We start from the raw sequence: 20,392 nt of genomic DNA on the forward strand, positions 1-20,392 counted from the left end.
GTCAGCTTCGCCGCTCGCGCAGCGAGAGGGAGACGGCCACCAGGATGATCGCGCCGCGCGCCATCATCTGCTGCGACACGGACAGGCCGGCCAGGATCAGGCCGTTGTTGAGCATGCCCATCAGCAGGCTGCCCAGCACCGCGCCGATGATCGAGCCCTTGCCGCCGAAGAGGCTGGTCCCGCCCACGATCACGGCGGCGATCACGGACATCAGGTCGGCCTCGCCGAGGGTGTACCGGGCGCCCTGGAGGCGGCCGGCGTACAGCAGGCCGGCCATCGCTGCGCACATCGCGCTGCCCATCAGCACCATGATCTTGACGCGGATCACCTTGATGCCGCTGACCCGGGCCGCCGCGACGTTGTCGCCGATGGCGAGCGTGTGCGCGCCGTACCGGGTCTGCCGCAGCACGAGGTAGCCGACCACAGCCGCCGCCACCGACCAGAGCACCAGGCCGGGGATGCCGAGGATCTCGCCCTGGCCGAAGAAGGACAGGAACGCGTCGTTGCTGACCGGCACCGACTGGAGGCCGGTGACCTCGCGGGCCAGACCGGCCACCGCACCCATGGTGGCGAGCGTGACCAGGAAGCTTGGCAGCCGCACGAGCGTCACGAAGACGCCGTTGACCAGGCCGACCGCCGCGCCGGCGGCGAGGCCCGCGGCCACGCCGAGCAGCATGCTGTCGGTCTCGCGCAACGTCACCGCGCCGACGAGCGCGGAGAGCGCGACGACCGAGCCGATGGACAGGTCGATCTCACCGGCGGCCAGCACGAAGACCAGCCCGACCGCCATGATCGTGATCGGCGCGGTCTGGATGACGATGTTGGTGAGGTTGCTCGTGGTCAGGAAGCCGTTGCCGCCCTGGGTGATGGCGAAGAACAGGAACACGACCGCGAAGCCGATGTAGACCACGTAGTCGCGCCAGTTGATCCGGCGCCAGGCCGGGGCGGCGCTGGTCTTCACCGCCGCATCCGTGTGGGTCATCTATCGTCCCTCCGCTGTCTGGAAAGAGGTGTTCCGGTGGGCCGGTACGTCGTCGCGTACGCCGGCCTCCCGGCGGGCGACCGCGACGGCGCCGAGCAGGCCGGCCCGGTCTCCGAGCCGGCTGGTCTTGATCAACGGGGCGTCCGCGCTGAGCGCGGCGACCCAGCGCCGGACCGGTTCGACGAGTTCGGCCCGGGAGCCGATGCCGCCGCCCAGGACGACCGCCTCCGGGTCCAGGACGGCGGTGACCGCGACGACCGCCAGGGCGATCAGCCGCGCCTCCTCGTCGATGGCCGCGAGGGCGTCCGGGTCACCGGACGCGGCCCGGTCGAAGACGTCGGGCACGCTCGCCTGCTCGCCGGACACCGCCCGGTAGCGGGCCGCGAGGGCGGCACCGGCGACCGCCTCCTCCAGCGCGCCCTTCACCTGGTTGTCCTTGTCGAACGGGTCGGTGCCCAGCGGCAGGTAGGAGATCTCCCCGGCCGCGCCGCGCGCGCCGCGGACCAGCTCGCCGTCGAGCACGATGCCCATGCCGACACCGGTGCCGACCGCCACGAACACGAAGTGCCGGTGGGTACGCCCGCTGCCCAGCCACTGCTCGCCGGCGGCGGCCATGTTGACGTCGTTGTCCAGCACGACCGGGTGGCCCAGCCGGCGGGTCAGTTCGGCCCGCACGTCGAGGGCCTCCAGGTCGGAGACGTTGGGCGACAGCTCGATGGCGCCGGTCGCCGGGTCGGGTACGCCGGGCAGTCCGATCGCGCTGGCCCGCACGTCGGACCAGTCGATGCCGGTCCGGGCGGCCAGCTGGCGCAGCAGCGCGTCGATCTGCGCGGCGACCGCCGTACCGCCCCGGGGGTCGGTCGGCTGCACCTGCTCGTCCACGACGAGACCGTCCAGGTCGGCCAGCGCGGCCCGCAGCTTGGTGCCGCCGAGGTCGACGCCGGCGACGTAGCCGGACGGACGCGGATGCGCGGCCATCAGCCGACCGTCAGGAGCCGGGCCGGGTTGGCCACCAGCATCTGGTCGATCGCCTCCGGCGGCACACCGAGCCGGGCCAGACCCGGCACGATCTCCGCGCCCAGGTACGAGTACCCGAGGCGGCCGTGCGTGCCCGGGTTCAGGTACGCCTCGGCGCCGGTCAGGTCCATCGAGAGCAGGATCCGGTCGGCGTACCCGTCCCGGACCAGCCCGGCGAGCATGTCCAGCCGGGCCCGGTCGGGCCGGTGGTACGCGCGCTTGGCGAACTCGCCCTCCGGCGGGTCCGCCGGCAGCGGGGCGAGCACGAAGTCCCAGAACTGCTTGCCGAGCGTGTCGAAGGCGATGTTCACGCCGGTGGCCAGCACGGCCCGCAGGTAGTCCGGGTCGGGGTTGATGTCCAGGTGGCCGATGACGACGCGGGAGAGGTCGGCCTTCTCCTCGCGCAGGATCTCGACCTGCTCCAGCGCCATCGTGCCGTGGGTGGTGTGGGTGTTCACCGCCAGGCCGGTGGCGACGTGGGCGCGGGCGGCGGCGCGCAGGCACTTCTCCTCGTGCGGGGTGATCTCGTTCAGGCCGGTGGCCTGCTCGCCGAAGATGCCCACCTTGATTCCGGTGTCCCCGACGCCGATCGTGGCGTCGGCGACGAAGCGCTCGCGCATCTCGTCGACGCTCGCGGTCAGCGCCCAGCCCGGGGAGTACGGCTCCAGGTAGATCGCCGATCCGGCGACCACGTTCAGGCCGGTACGCAGCGCCACCTCACGCAGCAGCGTCACGTCGTGACCGACCACCTCGTACGGGGACAGGTCCACGACCGTGCCGAAGCCCAGCTCCGGCAGGCCGCTCACCGCGTCGGCGGCGAGGTCGGCGCGGTCGTCCCCGGCGCCGCCGGACAGCCACGGCCCGGGCACCAGCGCGCCGAGGTGCTCGTGGCTCAGCACCCGGCCGAGCGACTCGGGAGCCACCGGCCCGAGGACTGTCTGGACGTACCCCATGTGCTTCTTCCTCTCGTCTCGCGGTGGTCGCGGGCCCGGCGGTGTGGGCCGGGCCGCGTCCGGCGAGGTCCGGGGCCCGTTCGGGGAGGCCCCGGACCTCGCGGCCCGGCGTCAGTTGCCGAGCACCTCGGCCGGGGGCTCCTGGCCGTAGTCGTCGCGCCAGGCGTCGGCGATGTTGTCCTTGGTGGCGGCCATCGGCGATCCGACGACCAGCTCCGGGGCCTTCTTGCCGAGCAGGCCGTACGCGGCGACGACGCCCAGGTTCTCGCCGAGGCGGGTCGAGCCGTTGGCGACGACGCCGGCGACGTTGCCGCCCTTGACCATGTCGGCGGCGAGGTTTGCCTCCAGGTCGTTCGTGACGATCTTGACGTCGGTGCGGCCCTGCTGACGGGTCGCGGCGAGCACGCCCTCGGCGGCGGTGGCCCAGGCGACGTAGACGCCCTTGAGGTCGGCGTGGCGGGTCAGCATCGCGGTGGCGATGTCCTCGGTACGCGCCGGGTCGGAGAACCCGGCCTCCTCGACGATCTCGATGTCCGGGTAGAGGTAGCCCAGCCAGTCCTTGAACGCCTTGTCCCGCTGGTTGGTGAACCAGAAGTCGGCGTCGTGGTAGACGTAGCCGACCTTGCCCTTGCCGCCGAGCGCCTTGCCGAGCATCTCCGCGTTGGCCTTGCCGAACGCGGTCAGGTCGGCGGTGACGATGCCGACGATCTGCTCGCCGGACTTGTAGCCCTTCGGCGGGGTGGTCATCACGACGAGCTTGACGCCGGCGTCCACGGCGGGCTTGAACGCCGCAGCCGCCGCGGTCGGGTCGACCGCGATGGTGACGATCAGGTCGGGCTTGAGCGCCAGGACGGTCTGCACGTTGTTGGCCTGCCGGGCGGCGTCGAACTCGGCGCTGGTGCTGGCCAGCACCTTGATGCCGAGCTGGTCGAACTCCTTGCGGACGCCGGACTCCACGGCCTTGGTCAGCGCGGAGCCCTCGTGCCAGACGAAGGCGGCGGAGTACTCGCCGTCCTTGACCTTCTGCCGCTCCTCGGGAGTGAGCGAGAGCTGGTCGGCGGCGGTCGGCGTCTCGCCGCCGGGGCCGACGAACGACAGGCTGGGCTCGGTACGCGGGCCGCTCGACGCGCCGCCGCTCCCGGAGGTCTCGTTCGAGCAGGCGCCGACCATGAGCGCCAGGGCGCAGAGCGCGCCGAGGGCGGCACCACGTCTACGGCTGAGAATCATTGCTCTTCCCTTCACAGCAACGGGGTCTGGAACCGGTGATTCCGGACTGACACGGGGGTCCGATGCGACCGGCACGGCGCGTGCGGGGGCACCCGCCGCCGTCCCTGGGGGCCAGCGACCTCTATTTCCGTTCAGGGTGAAAGTATTATCGCGGTAATCACACTCCGTCAAGAGCGCTGGTCAGAGATTCCTCCCACTGGCTTCGAGCCGCCAGCATGGCACTTGACCTGGGCTTTCACGCCCGCGCGAGGCTGCGGGAGGACGGGCGTCGATGCCCGCCACGCGTCGGCACCGGACGACACGCCCCGGGTGGTTGCCCGGGAGGCGGCACGGCTTTAGCATTCGGGCGGAAAGAAAATCGGCGGAGGTGGGCGTGGAATCTCGAGCACCCCGGGCGGCGAACCGGTCCACGGTGCTGGCCCACGTGCTGACCCACGGTCCGGTGAGCCGCACGGCCATCGGCCACGAGACCGACCTCTCCCCCGCCACCGTGTCGCGCATCGTGGAACAACTGCTCGACGAGGGGCTGCTGACCGAGACCGACGGCGCGCCGACCACCACCCGGGGCCGGCGGGCGACCCGGGTGGCGATCGCCGCCGGACGCGGCGTGGTCTGCGGGGTCGACGTCGGCGGCTCGAACGTCCGGCTGGTCGTCGCCGACCTCGCCGCCAAGCCGCTGACCGGCCGGACCGTGCCCACGCCGGCCGGCTACGACGCCCCCCGGCTGGCCCAGTGGCTGGCCGACCTGATCCTCCGGACCGTCGGCGCCGACCGGGAGCGCCTCGACTGCGTCGCGGTGGGCCTGCCCGGCGCCGTCCGGCAGGGCGACCGCGCGGTGTCCAACGCCCCGAACCTGCCGCAGGTGGAGGACCCGCTGTTCCTGCGGCTGCTGGAGAAGCACCTGGACACCTCGGTCGAGGTGGACAACGACTCCAACTACGCGCTGCTCGGCGAGCTGCGCTTCGGCGCCGCCCGGGACGCGCAGACCGCGGTGATGCTCACCATCGGGGCGGGGCTCGGCGCCGGCGTCGCCATCGACCGCCGGCTGTTCCGGGGCCGCAGCGGCCTGGTCGGCGAGTTCGGCCACCTGCCCGCCGGTCCGCTCGGCGCACCGCTCGAACGGATCATCAGCGGGTCCGGCATCCTCGCCCGCGCCCGCGAGCTCGGCCTGTCGTTCGACAACGCGGCGGACGTGTTCCGCTCGGCCGACCCGCGCCTGGTGCCGGTCCGGCAGTACGTCGAGCAGGCACTGCTGGTCATCCTCACCGCGGCGGTGGTCGCCTACGAACCGGAGGTGATCGTCCTCGGCGGCGGCGTCTCCCACGCGCTCACACCCGATCTGGTCCGGCTGCGCGGCCGGCTGCACGAGATCGTGCCCGCCGCCGAGGCGACAGTGCACGGCGCCGAACTCGGCGACCTCTCCGGCGCGCTGGGCGCCGTGGTCGCGGCGCTGCACACCGCGTACCGGCGGCTCGGGCTCGCCGAGGCGGACCTCGCCCGCGTACCCCAGCCGGACGCCCTCGCCGGCTGTGACCTGCCGGCCCTGGCCGACCGCGCCTGAGCAGGCGGCGACGCCTGCACCGCGCTCCTGTGAGCGCTCACCCGGCGGCCCACCCGGCACTCCTCCGGGCCCGGCCGGTTGAACATGTTATCGATAACCTGCTATGTTCCGGCACGGGAGCGAAGGGCACGCTCCCCGTCACCCCCGCAATCGGCAAGGCGACCCGAGGCACCTTCCTCGCCGCCCCGCCGGTCGGTGACCGGTCCGGGCCGCTCCGCCGATGCACGCCGACGCAGGCGGCCACGGACGACTTCGGCCCCGGCCGCACGCGCGGCTCCGCGCCCTCTTCGCAGGCGACGTCGGCATCGACGGACGGTCCGGCCTGCACCGCCACCCAGGGCAAGGAGTCAAGCAATGGCGAAACGAACACCGCTTCTCTCATCCATCGCCGCCGCGGCCGTGCTCCTCGCGGCGGTCGCCGGCGGCGCGCTCAACGGCGGCCTCGGCGAGACGGCACAGGCGTCGACGAACGGCACACTCGCCGCGACCGCCGGCTGCGGCAAGGCACCCACGCTGTCCAGCGGGACGCGCACCATCTCCAGCGGCGGACAGAACCGCAGCTACATCCTGCGCATCCCGGACGGGTACGACCGCAACCGCCCGTACCGGCTGATCTTCGGGTTCCACTGGCTGAACGGCTCGGCGAACAACGTCGCCTCGGCCGGCTACTACGGCCTGCTGCCGCTGTCGAACAACAGCACGATCTTCGTCGCGCCGCAGGGCATCGACAACGGCTGGGCCAATACCAACGGCCGCGACCTGACGCTGTTCGACGACATCTCCCGGCAGGTCGAGAACGACCTCTGCGTCGACACCAGCCAGCGGTTCGCGCTCGGCTGGAGCTACGGCGGAGCGATGAGCTACGCGGTGGCCTGCGCCCGGCCCACGATCGTCCGTGCGGTCACCGTCATCTCCGGCGCCAACCTCAGCGGCTGCAACGGCGGCACCCAGCCGGTCGCCTACTTCGGCATCCACGGCATCTACGACAGCGTGCTGAACATCTCCATGGGCCGGTCGCTGCGCGACACGTTCGTCCGCAACAACGGCTGCACCGCGCAGAGCCCGCGCGAGCCGAGCCGGGGCAGCCTCACCCACATCACCACCACGTACTCCGGCTGCCGCGAGGGCTACCCGGTGCAGTGGGCCGCGTTCGACGGCGACCACACCCCCAGCCCGGTCGACGGGTCGTCCAGCCCGAACGACTCCCGGACCTGGACGTCGGGGGAGATCTGGCGGTTCTTCAGCCAGTTCGCGTCCACCACGCCGCCGCCCACCACCGCGCCGCCGACCACCGCGCCGCCCACGACCCCGCCGCCGACCACCGCGCCGCCCACGACCCCGCCGCCGACCACCCCGCCGCCGACCGGTGAGCCGGGCGCCTGCACCGCCACCTACCGGACCGTGAACACCTGGCCCGGCGGCTTCCAGGCCGAGGTCACGGTGGCGAACAACGGCGCCACCACGCTCAACGGCTGGACGGTACGCCTGACCCTGGCCTCCGGCCAGGCGATCAGCAGCCTCTGGAACGGCGTCAACACGGGCACCAGCGGCTCGGTGTCGGTCCGCAACGCCGACTACAACGGCACGGTCGGCGCGAACGGCTCGACGACGTTCGGGTTCACCGCCACCGGAAACGGGGCCACCGCGCCCAGCGGTGTCAGCTGCACCAGTCCCTGACCTCGCCGGAGCGCCGATCCCCGCACGGGGAGCCGGGCTGTGGGTGGCATGCCGCCGCCCCGGCCCGGCACCGGCCGGCACAACCGATGTCCCGCCGGGCGGCGGGATGTGCTCTAATTAACTCTGGTCGATGTTTGCGCTAACATTCTTGACTCCGCAGGCCACCACCACCGACACCTCGGAGCCGCACACTGCTGCTGTTAGCGTTGACACCGACGGCCACCCACAACTCGCGAGGCGCCGTCCGGACGGTCGGGCGCCCGCGCGTACCCGAGGAGCCGTCATGGTGATCCCCCGTCCCCGGTCCGTCCGATCCGGACCATCGCGTCTCGTCATTCCCGCCCTGGCTCTCACCCTGGCCGCCACCGGCGGCGGCCTCACGTTCGCCGCGAGCCCCGCCCAGGCCGCCACCACGATCACCGTCAACGGCGCCTCCGGCGGCCAGACGTTCGACGGGGTCGGCGCGGTCAGCGGCGGCGGCGGCAACAGCCGGCTGCTGATCGACTATCCGGAGCCGCAGCGCGGGCAGATCCTGGACTACCTGTTCAAGCCCGGTTACGGCGCCGCGTTGCAGATCCTCAAGGTCGAGATGGGCGGCGACACCAACTCCACCAGCGGCTCGGAGCCGAGCCACGAACACGTCCGGGGCGATCTCAACTGCAACCGCGGCTACCAGTGGTGGATCATGGAGCAGGCCAAGGCCCGCAACCCCGCCATCAAGCTGGCGGCACTGCCCTGGGGCGCTCCCGGGTGGATCGGCAACGGCAACTTCATGTCCCAGGACATGATCAACTACTTCGTGGACTGGCTGGGCTGCGCGCGGCAGCACAACCTCACCATGGACTACATCACCGCCGCCCAGAACGAGAAGCGGACCGACGCGAACTGGACCATCAGCCTGCGTCAGGCGCTGAACGCCAACGGCTACAGCGGCGTGAAGATCATCTACGGGGACGACTACCCCGGTAGCTGGGGCCCGGCCAACGCCGTGGCCAGCAACGCCACGTTGCGCAACAGCATCGACGTGCTCAGCGGCCACTACCCGTGCGGCTACCTCAGCGCGCAGACCACCTGCACCGTCTCGTCGACAGCCACCTCCACCGGCAAGACGCTGTGGAACAGCGAGGGCGGCTCCCAGGACTACAACGACGGCGCCAAGCCGCTCGCGCGCGGCATCAACCGCGGCTACATCGACGGCCGGATGGTCGCCTACCTCAACTGGGACCTGATCGCCGCCATCACCCCGAACCTGCCCTGGTCCACGGTCGGGCTGATCCTGGCCAACCAGCCCTGGTCCGGCTGGTACTCGGTCGGCAAGAACACCTGGGCGCTCGCGCACACCACGCAGTTCACCGCACCCGGCTGGCGCTACCTGGACTCCTCCTCGGGCTACCTGGGCGGCAACCGCAACAACGGCAGCTACGTGTCGCTGCGCTCACCCACCACCGGCGACTACAGCACTGTCGTCGAGACCATGGACGCCACAGCGGCCCAGCAGATCACCATGAACGTCACCGGCGGGCTGTCCACCGGCCAGGTGCACGTCTGGTCCACGAACCTGAACTCGACGAACCCGAACGACTTCTTCGTCCGCGGCGCGGACATCACCCCGTCGGGCGGTTCGTTCTCGCTCACCGTCCAGCCCGGCCACCTCTACACCGTCACCACCACCACCGGGCAGGGCAAGGGCACCGCGACCAGCCCGGCGCAGGGCTCGCTGAGCCTGCCGTACCGCGACGACTTCGACAGCTACGCCAGCGGGCGGTTCCCGAAGTACCTCCAGGACATGCAGGGCGCGTTCGAGATCGTCGGCTGCGGCGGCGGCCGGACCGGCATGTGCCTGCGTCAGATGTCCGCGCAGGCGCCCATCACCTGGAAGACCCTCGCCGACCCGGCCACCTACGGCGGGAACCTGAGCTGGGGCAACTACACGGTCTCCGCCGACGTCCTGCTCGAACAGTCCGGCTACGCCCAGGTCCAGGGCCGCGTCGGCAGCACCAACCTGGACCCCATCGGCCGCTACAACGCCTACTTCCTCCGGGTCACCGACTCCGGCGCGTGGTCCATCCTGCGCAACAACACCGCCGGGCAGCTCACCACGCTGCGCAGCGGGAACGTCGCGGCGCTGGGCACCAACCGCTGGCACAGCCTCGCGCTCGGCTTCTCCGGCACCACCATCACCGCCACCATCGACGGCACGACCGTCGGCACGGCCACCGACTCCACGTTCGGCACCGGCCAGGTCGGCTTCGGCACCAGCCAGGGTGAGACCGCCCAGTTCGACAACCTGTCGGTGGTCGCCGGCCCGGGCGGCAACCCCGGGGGTACGAGCGGCGCGTGGCTCAACCCCAACTCCAGCCGGTGCCTCGACGTGCCGAACCAGGCCCAGACCAACGGCACGCAGGTGACGTTGTGGGAGTGCAACGGCGGGACCAACCAGCAGTGGACGGCGACGTCGAGCCGGCAACTCCAGGTGTACGGCAGCAAGTGCCTCGACGCCGAGGGCCAGGGCACCTCGTCCGGCACCCGGGTCATCATCTGGGACTGCAACGGCGGCGCCAACCAGCAGTGGAACGTCAACACCGACGGCACGATCACCGGCGTCCAGTCCGGACTGTGCCTGAGCCCGAACGGCGGCGGTACCGGCAACGGCACCCCGATCGTCCTGTCCGCCTGCACCGGCGGCAGCAGCCAGAAGTGGAGCCGGGCGTGACGGCCCGACCTTCGCCGACCGTACCCATCGGCCTACCGGGGAGATGACCTGTGACCTCAACGCTATGGAGACCCGACCGCCGGACCAGACGATGGCTCGCGCTGGCCGTGACCATGCTCGCCCTGCTCGGGCTGGCCCCGGTCGTCGCCGGCGGGCTGAACCCGACCGTCGCCCGGGCGGACAACCCGATCGTGCAGACCATCTACACGGCCGACCCGGCCCCGCTCGTGTACAACAACCGGGTCTACCTGTACACCGGCCACGACGAGGACAACTCGACCTGGTTCACCATGAAGGAGTGGCGGGTCTTCTCGTCCGACGACATGGTCAACTGGACCGACCACGGATCGCCGCTCAGCCTCACCACGTTCAGCTGGGCCAAGCAGGACGCGTGGGCCGGCCAGGCGGTCCACCGCAACGGCAAGTTCTACTGGTACGTGCCGATGGTCGTGCGGGCCACCGGCCAGATGGGCATCGGGGTGGCGGTGGCGGACAGCCCCACCGGTCCGTTCCGCGACGCCATCGGGCGTCCGCTGGTGAGCAACGGCGAGATCGACCCCACCGTGTTCATCGACGACGACGGCCAGGCGTACCTGTACTGGGGCAACCCGCGCCTGTGGTACGTGAAGCTGAACTCGGACATGATCTCGTACTCCGGCAGCCCGACGCAGATCCCGCTGACCACCGCGGGCTTCGGGACGCGGACCGGAGACGCGAACCGGCCCACCCTCTACGAGGAGGGCCCGTGGGTGTACAAGCGCAACGGCCTCTACTACATGGCGTTCGCGGCCAGGTGCTGCTCCGAGTTCGTCGCCTACTCGACCGCGCCCGGGCCGCTGGGCCCCTGGACGTACCGCGGGACGATCATGCCGACCCAGGGCAGCAGCTTCACCAACCACCCGGGGATCATCGACTTCAAGGGCAACTCGTACTTCTTCTACCACAACGGCGCGCTGCCCGGCGGCGGCGGTTTCACCAGGTCGGTGGCGGTGGAGAAGTTCTCCTACGGCGCGGACGGCTCGATCCCCACGATCAACATGACCACCACCGGCGCCCCGCAGGTCGGCACCCTGGACCCGTACGCCCGGCAGGAGGCCGAGACGATGGCCTGGGGGCAGGGGGTCGAGACCGAGGCGTCCTCCCTGGGCGGGAGGAACGTCGGTTACATCGACAACGGCGACTACATCAAGGTCAAGGGTGTGGCCTTCGGCGCCGGCGCGACCAAGTTCACCGCCATGGTGGCCTCGGCCGGTAGCGGGGGGTCCATCGAGCTGCGCCTGGACAGCGTGACCGGCCCGCTGGTGGGCACCTGCCAGGTGACCCCCACCGGCGGCTGGCAGACCTGGACCAACCCGAGCTGCCCGGTCAGCGGTGCCACCGGCACCCACGACCTCTACCTGCGGTTCACCGGCGGCAGCGGCTCGCTGTTCAACATCGACCACTGGTGGTTCACCTCCAGCCTCAGCGGCACCCCGCCGCCGGTCCCCCCGTCGACCCCGCCGCCCTCCTCTCCCCCGCCGCCCAGCACGCCGCCGCCGACCGGCGGCGCCTGCACCGCCACCTACCGCACCACCAACTCCTGGTCCGGCGGTTTCCAGGCCGAGGTGACGGTCACCGCGGGCGCCGCGGCGCTCAACGGCTGGTCCGTGCGGTGGAACCTGGCCGGTGGTCAGAGCATCAACCAGGTCTGGAGCGGCACGCTGAGCACCAGCGGCTCCACCGCGACCGTCAGCAACGCCGCGTACAACGGCTCGGTGCCCGCGTCCGGCTCCACCACGTTCGGCTTCATCGCCGACGGCTCGCCGACCACCCCGTCCCTGACCTGCACCGGCTCGTGAGAGGAGCGTTCATGCGTACCAGAGTGAGGAGATGGCTCACCGCGGGCGCCGCGCTGGCGCTGCTGGCCGCCGGTGTGCTCACGCCGGCCGGGCCGGCGGGCGCCGAGTCCAACGGCGGCACCCGGGTGATGCCGCTCGGCGACTCCATCACCGAGGGCACCCAGGTGCCGGGCGGCTACCGGATCGGCCTGTGGCAGCGGCTGGCCGGCGGCGGCTACCGGGTCGACCTGGTCGGCTCCCAGTTCAACGGGCCGGGCAGCCTCGGCGACCACGACCACGAGGGGCACCCGGGCTGGCGCATCGACCAGATCGACGCCAACATCACCGGCTGGCTGAACGCCTACCAGCCGCGCAGCGTGCTGCTGCACATCGGCACCAACGACATCCTGCAGAACTACAACGTCTCGACCGCGCCGAACCGGCTCTCCTCACTCATCGACCGCATCACCACCACGGCGCCGAACGCGGACGTCTTCGTCGCCCAGATCATCCCGCTCGCCAACTCCGGCCAGGCGGCGGCGGTGCGCACGTTCAACGCCGCGCTGCCCGGCATCGTGCAGTCGAAGGTGAACGCCGGCAAGCGGGTCCACCTGGTCGACCAGTACTCGGCGCTGACCACCGCCGACCTGATCGACGGCATCCACCCGACCGCCACCGGCTACGACAAGATGGCCGCGGTCTGGTACCGCGCGTTGCAGTCGGTGTCCGGCAGCATCGGCACCCCCGGCAGCGGCGGCGGCACGTACCAGAACGTGCAGCTCGTCGGCGCCGGCTCGGGCCGGTGCCTGGACGTGCCGAACGGCAGCACCACGAACGGCACCGCCGTGCAGTTGTACGACTGCTGGGGCGGCACGATGCAGCGCTGGACCTACACCTCGGCCAAGCAGTTGCAGGTGCTCGGCAACAAGTGCCTCGACGCCAGCGGGCGGGGCACCGCGAACGGCACCAGCGTGATCATCTGGGACTGCAACGGCCAACCCAACCAGCAGTGGAACCTCAACGCCAACGGCACGATCAGCGGCGTCCAGTCCGGGCGCTGCCTGGACGCGGCGGGCTACGGCACCGCCAACGGGACGAGGATCAACCTCTGGGACTGCCACGGCGGCACCAACCAGCAGTGGAGCGCCCGCGCCTGACCGGCACGAGACGGGCTTTCCGGCGGACGCCGCCGGGGAGCCCGTCCGGGCGGCGCCCGCCGCATGACCAGCGGCGGACCCCGCGGGTACGTAGAGTGCGAACCATGTCGAAGCCGCCGCTGCCCGAGCCCGCCGTCGCCATGCTGGGCAAACCGAATCCCGCCGTCATCGCCACGCTTCGCGACGGCCAGCCGGTGTCCGCGGCCACCTGGTATCTCTGGGAGGACGGCCGCGTCCTGGTGAACATGGACGAGGGCCGCCGCCGGCTGGCGCACCTGCGCAGCGATCCCCGGGTCTCCCTGACCGTGCTGGACGAGGGGAACTGGTACACCCACGTCAGCCTCATCGGGCGGGTGGTCGAGCTGCGTGACGACGAGGGCCTGGCGGACATCGACCGCATCTCGCAGCACTACACCGGGCGGCCGTACCCGCGCCGGGACCGCGCCCGGGTCAGCGCGTGGATCGAGATCGAGCGCTGGCACGGGTGGGGCGCGCACAAGGACAGCAGCCAGACCGGCTGACCGCCGCCCCCACGATGTCCGACCCGTAGGGCAGAGTGTCGGGCATGACCGCACCGACGGACCCGAAGACCGCGCTGCACGCATACCTGCGCGGGATCCGGGAGGACCTGATCTGGAAGCTCGACGGGCTGAGCGAACGCGACGCCCGGCTTCCCCGCACCGCGACCGGCAACAACTTCCTGGGCCTGCTCAAGCACTGCCTGAACGTCGAGGCCGGCTACTTCGGGACCACGTTCGGCCGGGAGTTCCCCACCCCCGGGGAGCTGGTCCCGGACGACGCGGTCGACGCGGACCCGCAGGCGGACTGGTACGCCCGGGAGGACGAGACCAAGGACGGGCTGATCGACCTGTACCGCCGCGTGGGTGCGTTCGCGGACGAGACGATCGAGGCGCTGCCGCTGGACGCGCCGGGGCGGGTGCCGTGGTGGGGGCCGGGCCGGCAGGACGTCACGCTGCACCAGGTCATCGTGCACGTCTGCGTCGACCTGGCCCGGCACGCCGGTCACGCCGACATCATGCGCGAGCAGCACGACGCAGCGATCGGGCTGGGGCGGGACAACAGGAACATCCCCGGTGGCTACGACTGGCCGGCGTACGTCAGCAAGCTGACGACGCTCGCCGACCGGTTCGCGTAGCCGGTCCTTCCGGTATTCCGGCCGGAAGTTTCAACCATATTTCGGACAGCGGATCGACAGGACCAGCAGCATCGTGAAGCATCTATCCCATGAAGATCCGGCCCGCCGTCGCCCCGCCGACCGCTGAGGACACCGGTCCCGAGCAGCCTCCCGCCGACCGGCCCTCGGACGACCGCCCCTCCGACGAACGGCCTGCGGACGGCAGACGCCGGTGGCGGCCGAACCCGGAGTGGACGCTGGCGATCCTCGGCAGCCTGCTGCTGGCGGTGGTGCTGACCTGGCCGACGATGCGGCACCCGGCGACCACGATCCCCGGCGACCTCGGTGACCCGACGTTGCAGGCGTGGCAGGTCGCCTGGTCCGGGCACGCGCTGCTCAACGACCCGGCCAACCTCTGGAACTCGAACACGTTCTATCCGGAGCGCTACACGTACGCCTACAGCGACACGCTGCTCGGGTACGCCCCGTTCGGGATGATCGGCTCCGGCTTCGAGGCCGCCGTGATCCGCTACAACGTGCTCTACGTGCTGCTGCACGCGCTGGCGTTCCTCGGGGCGTACGCGCTGGCCCGGCAGCTCGGCGCGAACCGCTGGGGCGGGGCGGTCGCCGGGATCGCGTGGGCGTACGCGCCCTGGCGGCTGGCGCACTCCGGCCACCTGAACATCCTGTCCAGCGGCGGGATCGCGCTGGCGCTGGCGATGCTGGCGCGCGGTCACGGCTGGTCGCTGCGCCACGGCTACCGGCCGGAGCGCCGCAAGCCCGGCTGGGCGGTGGCCGGGTGGCTCGTCGCGGCCTGGCAGGTCACGCTCGGCTTCGGCATCGGGCTGCCGCTCGTCTACTTCCTGCTGGCCGCCGCGCTGGTGGCGGCCGGCTGCTACGGCTGGTCCTGGTGGCGCAAACGGGAGCGGCCCCCGTTCGGCCGGCGGCTGCTGATCGCCGACCTGGCCGGAGGCACCGTGTTCGGCACCGTGACGCTGCTGCTCGGGCTGGTCTACCTGCGCGTGGTCGACCTCAACCCGCAGGCCGTCCGGTCGCTGGACTGGACCAAGATGTTCTCCCCGCCGCTGATCGGGTTCGTCACCGCGCCCGGCGACTCGTGGCTGTGGGGGGAACGGCACGCCGCCGCCCGCGAGCAGCTGACCTGGCCGCCGGAGATGGCGCTGCTACCGGGCATGACGCTGATCGGGCTGGCCGCGGCGGGGCTGTTCGTCTCGGCGTTCCCGGTGCGGCACCGCGTCGCGCTGGGGCTCGGCGTGGCCGGCACCGTGCTGCTGGGCCTGGGCGCCACGCTCGGCGGGGACGGCGACCCCGGCTACCTGACGTTGTCCACGCTCCTGCCGGGCTGGGACGCGTTGCGCACCCCGGGCCGGATGATGCACTGGACCAGCCTGCTGCTCGCGGTGCTGGCCGCCGGGCTGGTGACCGCGCTGGCCGAGTCGTGGCGCCGGCCCGCGGCCGCGCGCGCGTCCCGGGCCGTGGCGGCGCTGGTCCTGCTGGTGCCGCTCGCCCTGGTCACGCTGGAGGGCGTCAACCGCACGCCGCACCCGGCCGTGCCGACGCCGCCGGCGGCGATGCGGACTGCGCCGGAGCCGATGCTGGTGCTGCCCGCCGGCGGGGTGGGCGACCTCAACTACATGCTCTGGTCGACCGACGGGTTCCCCCGGATCACCAACGGCCTCGGCGGTTTCGAGCCGGTCACCCAGGCCCAGACGCGGGTCGCCGTGGCGACGTTCCCCGACGCGGGCAGCGTGGCCTACCTGCGCGGGATCGGCGTGCGGTCGGTCGTCGCGGTGCCGAGCCGCGCGGCGGGAACGCCGTGGGAGGGCATCGAGACCCGGCCGGTCGACGGGCTGGGCATCACCCGGGAGGATGTCGATGGCACGCTTGTCTACCGCCTCTGACACCGTGGGCACCGGGTGCGTGTGCCCGGGCCGGGCGGGGTGAGCACCGTGCGGCTGTCCGTGGTGGTGCCCTGCTTCAACGAGGAAGCGTCGGTGGAGCGGCTGCACGAGATGCTCAGCGCCGCGCTCGCCGAACTGTCCGACGTGGACGTCGAGGTGGTGTACGTCGACGACGGCAGCGAGGACGGCACGCTGGCGGCGCTGCGCGGGCTCGCCGCGGCCGATCCGGCCGTCTGCTACACGTCGCTGAGCCGCAACTTCGGCAAGGAGGCGGCCATGCTCGCCGGCCTGCGACGGGCCACCGGCGACGCGGTCGTCATCATGGACGCCGACCTGCAACACCCGCCGCGGCTGCTGCCCGAGATGGTGATGCTCTACCGCCAGGGGTTCGACCAGGTGATCGCCCGCCGGGACCGCCGTGGTGACCGGTTCGTCCGGATGGTCGCGTCGCGCTCCTTCTACCGGCTGGTCAACTGGTGGATAGACGTCCGCCTGCTCGACGGCGCCGGCGACTTCCGGCTGCTGTCCCGGCTCGCGGTGAACGCGATCCTGGCGATGCCGGAGTACAACCGTTTCTCCAAGGGCCTGTTCTCGTGGATCGGTTTCCGCACCGCGGTGGTGGCGCACCGCAACGAGACCCGGCAGGCCGGGCGCAGCCGCTGGACGTTCGGCAAGCTGTTCAACTACGCGTTCGACGGCCTGCTGTCGTTCAACAACCGGCCGTTGCGCCTGGCCATCTACGGTGGCCTGTTCCTCACGCTCATCGCGGTGGGCTACATGGCCTGGGTGGTCGCGGACGCCGTGGAGAAGGGCATCGACGTGCCCGGCTACACCACGATCATCGTCAGCGTGATCGGGCTCGGCGGCATCCAGATGATGATCCTCGGGGTGATCGGCGAGTACATCGGCCGGATCTACTACGAGACCAAACGCCGTCCGCACTATCTGGTGCAGGAGACCGAGCACGTCGTCGATACCCCCGGCCGGGTGCCCCGGATTCCGGAGCAGCGTACGGCCACGGGCGAATCGATGGCCGGCGAAACCGGCTGAGCAACCCCGATCGGTGGGCGCCGATAGGCGCAGAATCGTTCTCTTTTCGCAGGTGGCGGGCGGTTGCTATGGTCGCCCGCGACGCCGGAGACCGGCGCCGAGGAAAGGGTTGCGATGGGGCTGATGGACAAGCTCCGGGGCGAACTCATCGACATCATCGAGTGGCTGGACGACAGCCGCGACACGATGGTCTGGCGGTTCCCCCGGTATCAGAACGAGATCAAGATGGGCGCCAAACTGGTCGTCCGGGAGTCCCAGACGGCGGTGTTCGTCAACGAGGGGAAGATCGCCGACGTCTTCCCGCCCGGGACGTACACGCTGGAGACCCGCAACCTTCCGATCCTGTCCACCCTGAAGGGCTGGAAGTACGGCTTCAACTCCCCGTTCAAGGCCGAGGTGTACTTCGTCAACACCCGGCAGTTCACCGACATGAAGTGGGGCACCCAGAACCCGGTCATCCTGCGCGACGCCGAGTTCGGCGTGGTCCGGGTGCGGGCGTTCGGCGCCTTCGCGGCGCGCGTGGTGGACGCGTCGCGGCTGCTGCGGGAGTTGGTCGGCACCGACCCGCAGTTCCGCACCGAGGAGGTGCAGGAGTACCTGCGGCAGCTCATGGTGGGGCGCCTCGGCGGCGCGCTCGCCACGGCCGGCGTGCCGCTGCTGGACCTCGCCGCGCACCAGGACGCGATCGGCCGGCGGCTGGCCGCCGTGCTGACCGAGGAACTGGCCGAGGTCGGCATCGCGATCCCCAAGTTCGTCATCGAGAACGTGTCGGTGCCGCCGGAGGTCGAGCAGGCGCTGGACAAGCGGACCAGCATGGGCGCGGTCGGCGACCTGGACCGGTACACCCGCTTCCAGGCCGCCAACGCGATGGAGGCCGCGGCGAACAACCCGGGTGGCGAGGCGGGCGCGGGCATCGGCCTGGGCCTGGGCATGGCGATGGGCCAGCAGATGGCCCGCTCGATGGGCGGGGGCGCGGCCACGCAGCCGGCACCGGCCCAGCCCGCCCCCGCGCAGCCGGCCGCCGCCGAGCCGCCGCCGCTGCCGGGCCAGGCCCAGTGGTACGTGGGCGTCGGCGGCCAGCGCCAGGGCCCGTACGACCTCGGCGGGCTGGCCGAGCAGGCGAGTGCGGGCGCGCTCGCCGCGGACACGCTCGTCTGGCGTGCCGGCATGGCGCAGTGGCAGCCGGCCGGGCAGGTGCCCGAACTGGCGCCGGTGCTCGCCAGCGTCCCGCCGCCGCTGCCGCCGCAATGAGCGACACGGCAGTCTCCCCGCCCTCGTACCAGTGCGGGGGTTGCGGTGCCCGGGTGGAGTTCGCGCCGGGCACGACCGCGTTGAGCTGCCCGTACTGCGGGCACCGGCAGGAGATCGCCGGCGCGGGCCGGGAGGTGCGCGAGCACGCGTACGCGGATCTGGCGTCGCTGCCCCGCAAGCCGGTGGCGAGCGTCGGTGCGCACACGTTCGTCTGCCCGGGCTGCGGCGCCCGGACGGAGAGCGACGCGCTGGCGCAGCGCTGCCAGTTCTGCGCCACCCCGCTGGTGGCCGACGCCGGGGCGGGTGAGCTGATCGCGCCCGAGGCGGTGCTGCCGTTCGCCGTCGACCGCAACGGCGTGCGGACGGCCCTGGGCCAGTGGTGCCGCAGCCGCTGGTTCGCGCCCGGGAGCCTGAAGAAGATCAGCGAGGCGGAGACGCTCAAGGGCACGTACCTGCCGCACTGGACGTTCGACGCGCGGACCGTGTCGGACTACCAGGGTCAGCGGGGCGAGCACTACTACGTCACCGAGACGTACACGGTGACAGTCGACGGCAGGCAGGAGACGCGGACCCGGCAGGTGCGGCACACGCGGTGGCACCCGGCCGCCGGCACCGTCCGCCGGGACTTCGACGACGTGCTGGTGCCGGCCACCACCCACCTGCCCACCGAGCAGCTGGACAAGCTGGCGCCGTGGCCGCTGGCCGAGGTGACCGCGTTCCACGGCGACTACCTCGCCGGATACCAGGCCCTGCGGTACGACACCGAGCCCGAGGCGGGGCTGACCGAGGCGAAGGCGCGGATGGCGCCGGTCATCGAGCGGAACTGCCGGTCGGACATCGGCGGCGACGAGCAACGGGTGTCCGCCGTGGACACCGCGTACTCCGACGTGTCGTACAAGCTGGTCCTGCTGCCGGTGTGGATCGCCGCGTACCTGCACGCGGGCCGGTCGTACCAGGTCCTGGTGAACGCGCGGACCGGTGAGGTCATCGGCGAGCGCCCCTACAGCACGGCGAAGATCGTGGCGGCGGTGCTGGCCGCGCTGGCGCTCGTCGCGCTCGTGGTGGCGTACGCGATGAGCCGTTGACGCGCGTGGGCCACCGGCATGCCGTGCCGGTGGCCCACGCGCGTCGCGCGAGGTGACTGTCCGAGCGGCCGATGCGCCACCGCGCCGGTCCACAGGAGAGTGAGGGCACGACCACCATCGGCCGGGCGGTGACGGAGGAGGCCCCGATGGACCCACTGCGGAAGATCTCGCTGGTCGCCGGCGGCGCGTACCTGCTCACCTTCGTCTCGATCCCCACCGTCGGCCTGTACGCCCCGGTCCGCGAGTCGGACTATGTCCTCGGCACCACGTCGCCGGCTCCGGTCGTCCTCGGCGGCGTCCTGGAGGTGGTCGTCGCGCTCGCCTGCATCGGCACCGCCGTCGCGCTGTACCCGGTGCTCAAGCAACAGGGGCAGGCCCGGGCGCTGGGTCTCGTCGGCGCCCGGGTGCTCGAAGCCGCCGGCATCCTCGTCGGTGTGGCGAGCATCCTGACGCTCGTCGCGCTGCGGGAGTCCGACGCCGGGCCGGACGCGCTCCTCACCGGCCGGATGCTCGTCGCGTTCTACGACTCCGTCTTCCTGCTCAGCCAGGGGTTCCTGCCGGCCGTGAACGCGCTGCTGCTGGGCACCCTGCTGTACCAGTCGCGCCTCGTGCCGCGCGTGCTGCCGGTGCTCGGCCTGGTGGGCGCGCCGCTGCTCGTCGCCTCCGACCTGGGCACCCTGTTCGGCGCCTGGGACCGGCTGTCAGCGGTGGCGGCGGTCGCCGCGCTCCCCATCGCGGTGTGGGAGTTCTCGCTCGGCGTCTACCTGGTCGTCAAGGGCTTCCGGCCCTCCCCCGTGACGGCCGGCACGGCCGAGCCCCGGCCGGTCCAGGACGCCACCGTCTGA

16 protein-coding genes are annotated in these 20,392 nt (G+C 71.8%); 12 read left to right on the plus strand and 4 right to left on the minus strand.

Annotated elements, in window-relative coordinates; genetic code table 11:
- Position 1: 1 nt before the first annotated feature.
- From ACN27C_RS30530 to ACN27C_RS30545, 4 genes are all read right to left on the minus strand, one after another.
- Positions 2 to 982 (minus strand): ABC transporter permease, encoded by a 981-nt coding sequence (locus ACN27C_RS30530; RefSeq protein ID WP_422749743.1) that lies wholly within the window; start codon positions 980 to 982, stop codon positions 2 to 4.
- Positions 983 to 1,960, minus strand: a complete 978-nt coding sequence (locus tag ACN27C_RS30535) for an ROK family protein (RefSeq protein WP_120570832.1) — start codon at positions 1,958 to 1,960, stop codon at positions 983 to 985. It lies immediately after the preceding gene.
- Positions 1,960 to 2,952, minus strand: coding sequence for a phosphotriesterase family protein (locus tag ACN27C_RS30540; protein WP_252450093.1), 993 nt, complete (start codon positions 2,950 to 2,952; stop codon positions 1,960 to 1,962). The genes ACN27C_RS30535 and ACN27C_RS30540 overlap by 1 nt, the downstream gene beginning before the upstream one ends.
- Positions 2,953 to 3,063: 111 nt before the next feature.
- A complete protein-coding gene (locus ACN27C_RS30545; protein ID WP_091427902.1) occupies positions 3,064 to 4,179 on the minus strand; it encodes a substrate-binding domain-containing protein in 1,116 nt (371 codons plus the stop codon).
- 373 nt (positions 4,180 to 4,552) lie between these two features.
- On the opposite strand from ACN27C_RS30545, the gene ACN27C_RS30550 reads away from it, so the two are divergent.
- The 12 genes from ACN27C_RS30550 to ACN27C_RS30605 all read left to right on the plus strand — a co-directional run bounded on the left by ACN27C_RS30550 (position 4,553) and on the right by ACN27C_RS30605 (position 20,392).
- On the plus strand, positions 4,553 to 5,740 hold the full coding sequence (locus ACN27C_RS30550; RefSeq protein ID WP_350814983.1) for an ROK family transcriptional regulator: 1,188 nt from the start codon (positions 4,553 to 4,555) through the stop codon (positions 5,738 to 5,740).
- Between the two features lie 354 nt (positions 5,741 to 6,094).
- Positions 6,095 to 7,417, plus strand: a complete 1,323-nt coding sequence (locus ACN27C_RS30555; protein WP_422749746.1) for a cellulose binding domain-containing protein — start codon at positions 6,095 to 6,097, stop codon at positions 7,415 to 7,417.
- Positions 7,418 to 7,700: 283 nt separating this feature from the next.
- Entirely contained in the window at positions 7,701 to 10,130 is a 2,430-nt protein-coding gene (locus tag ACN27C_RS30560) for a ricin-type beta-trefoil lectin domain protein (protein WP_422749748.1), read from the plus strand.
- 113 nt (positions 10,131 to 10,243) lie between these two features.
- Positions 10,244 to 11,968, plus strand: coding sequence for a family 43 glycosylhydrolase (locus ACN27C_RS30565; protein WP_422751690.1), 1,725 nt, complete (start codon positions 10,244 to 10,246; stop codon positions 11,966 to 11,968).
- Between the two features lie 11 nt (positions 11,969 to 11,979).
- Positions 11,980 to 13,104, plus strand: coding sequence for an RICIN domain-containing protein (locus tag ACN27C_RS30570; protein ID WP_121684206.1), 1,125 nt, complete (start codon positions 11,980 to 11,982; stop codon positions 13,102 to 13,104).
- Positions 13,105 to 13,208: 104 nt separating this feature from the next.
- Positions 13,209 to 13,625 (plus strand): PPOX class F420-dependent oxidoreductase, encoded by a 417-nt coding sequence (locus ACN27C_RS30575; protein WP_422749750.1) that lies wholly within the window; start codon positions 13,209 to 13,211, stop codon positions 13,623 to 13,625.
- A 44-nt stretch (positions 13,626 to 13,669) separates the two neighbouring features.
- Positions 13,670 to 14,260: a DinB family protein gene (locus ACN27C_RS30580; protein ID WP_422749752.1), complete on the plus strand. Its 591-nt coding sequence runs from the start codon at positions 13,670 to 13,672 to the stop codon at positions 14,258 to 14,260.
- 89 nt (positions 14,261 to 14,349) lie between these two features.
- On the plus strand, positions 14,350 to 16,161 hold the full coding sequence (locus ACN27C_RS30585) for a hypothetical protein (RefSeq protein ID WP_422749754.1): 1,812 nt from the start codon (positions 14,350 to 14,352) through the stop codon (positions 16,159 to 16,161).
- A 48-nt stretch (positions 16,162 to 16,209) separates the two neighbouring features.
- On the plus strand, positions 16,210 to 17,211 hold the full coding sequence (locus tag ACN27C_RS30590; RefSeq protein WP_422749756.1) for a glycosyltransferase family 2 protein: 1,002 nt from the start codon (positions 16,210 to 16,212) through the stop codon (positions 17,209 to 17,211).
- Between the two features lie 114 nt (positions 17,212 to 17,325).
- Complete coding sequence (locus ACN27C_RS30595; RefSeq protein WP_422749758.1) at positions 17,326 to 18,462, plus strand: SPFH domain-containing protein; 1,137 nt, start codon at positions 17,326 to 17,328, stop codon at positions 18,460 to 18,462.
- A 53-nt stretch (positions 18,463 to 18,515) separates the two neighbouring features.
- The gene (locus ACN27C_RS30600; protein ID WP_422749760.1) at positions 18,516 to 19,547 is read left to right on the plus strand and encodes a hypothetical protein; all 1,032 of its coding nucleotides are present in this window, start codon (positions 18,516 to 18,518) and stop codon (positions 19,545 to 19,547) included.
- A gap of 146 nt (positions 19,548 to 19,693) precedes the next feature.
- Complete coding sequence (locus tag ACN27C_RS30605; RefSeq protein ID WP_422749762.1) at positions 19,694 to 20,392, plus strand: DUF4386 domain-containing protein; 699 nt, start codon at positions 19,694 to 19,696, stop codon at positions 20,390 to 20,392.

Origin of the sequence: Micromonospora sp. WMMD1219 (genome assembly GCF_049315215.1) — a bacterium.
Taxonomy (GTDB): Bacteria; Actinomycetota; Actinomycetes; order Mycobacteriales; family Micromonosporaceae; genus Micromonospora; species Micromonospora tulbaghiae.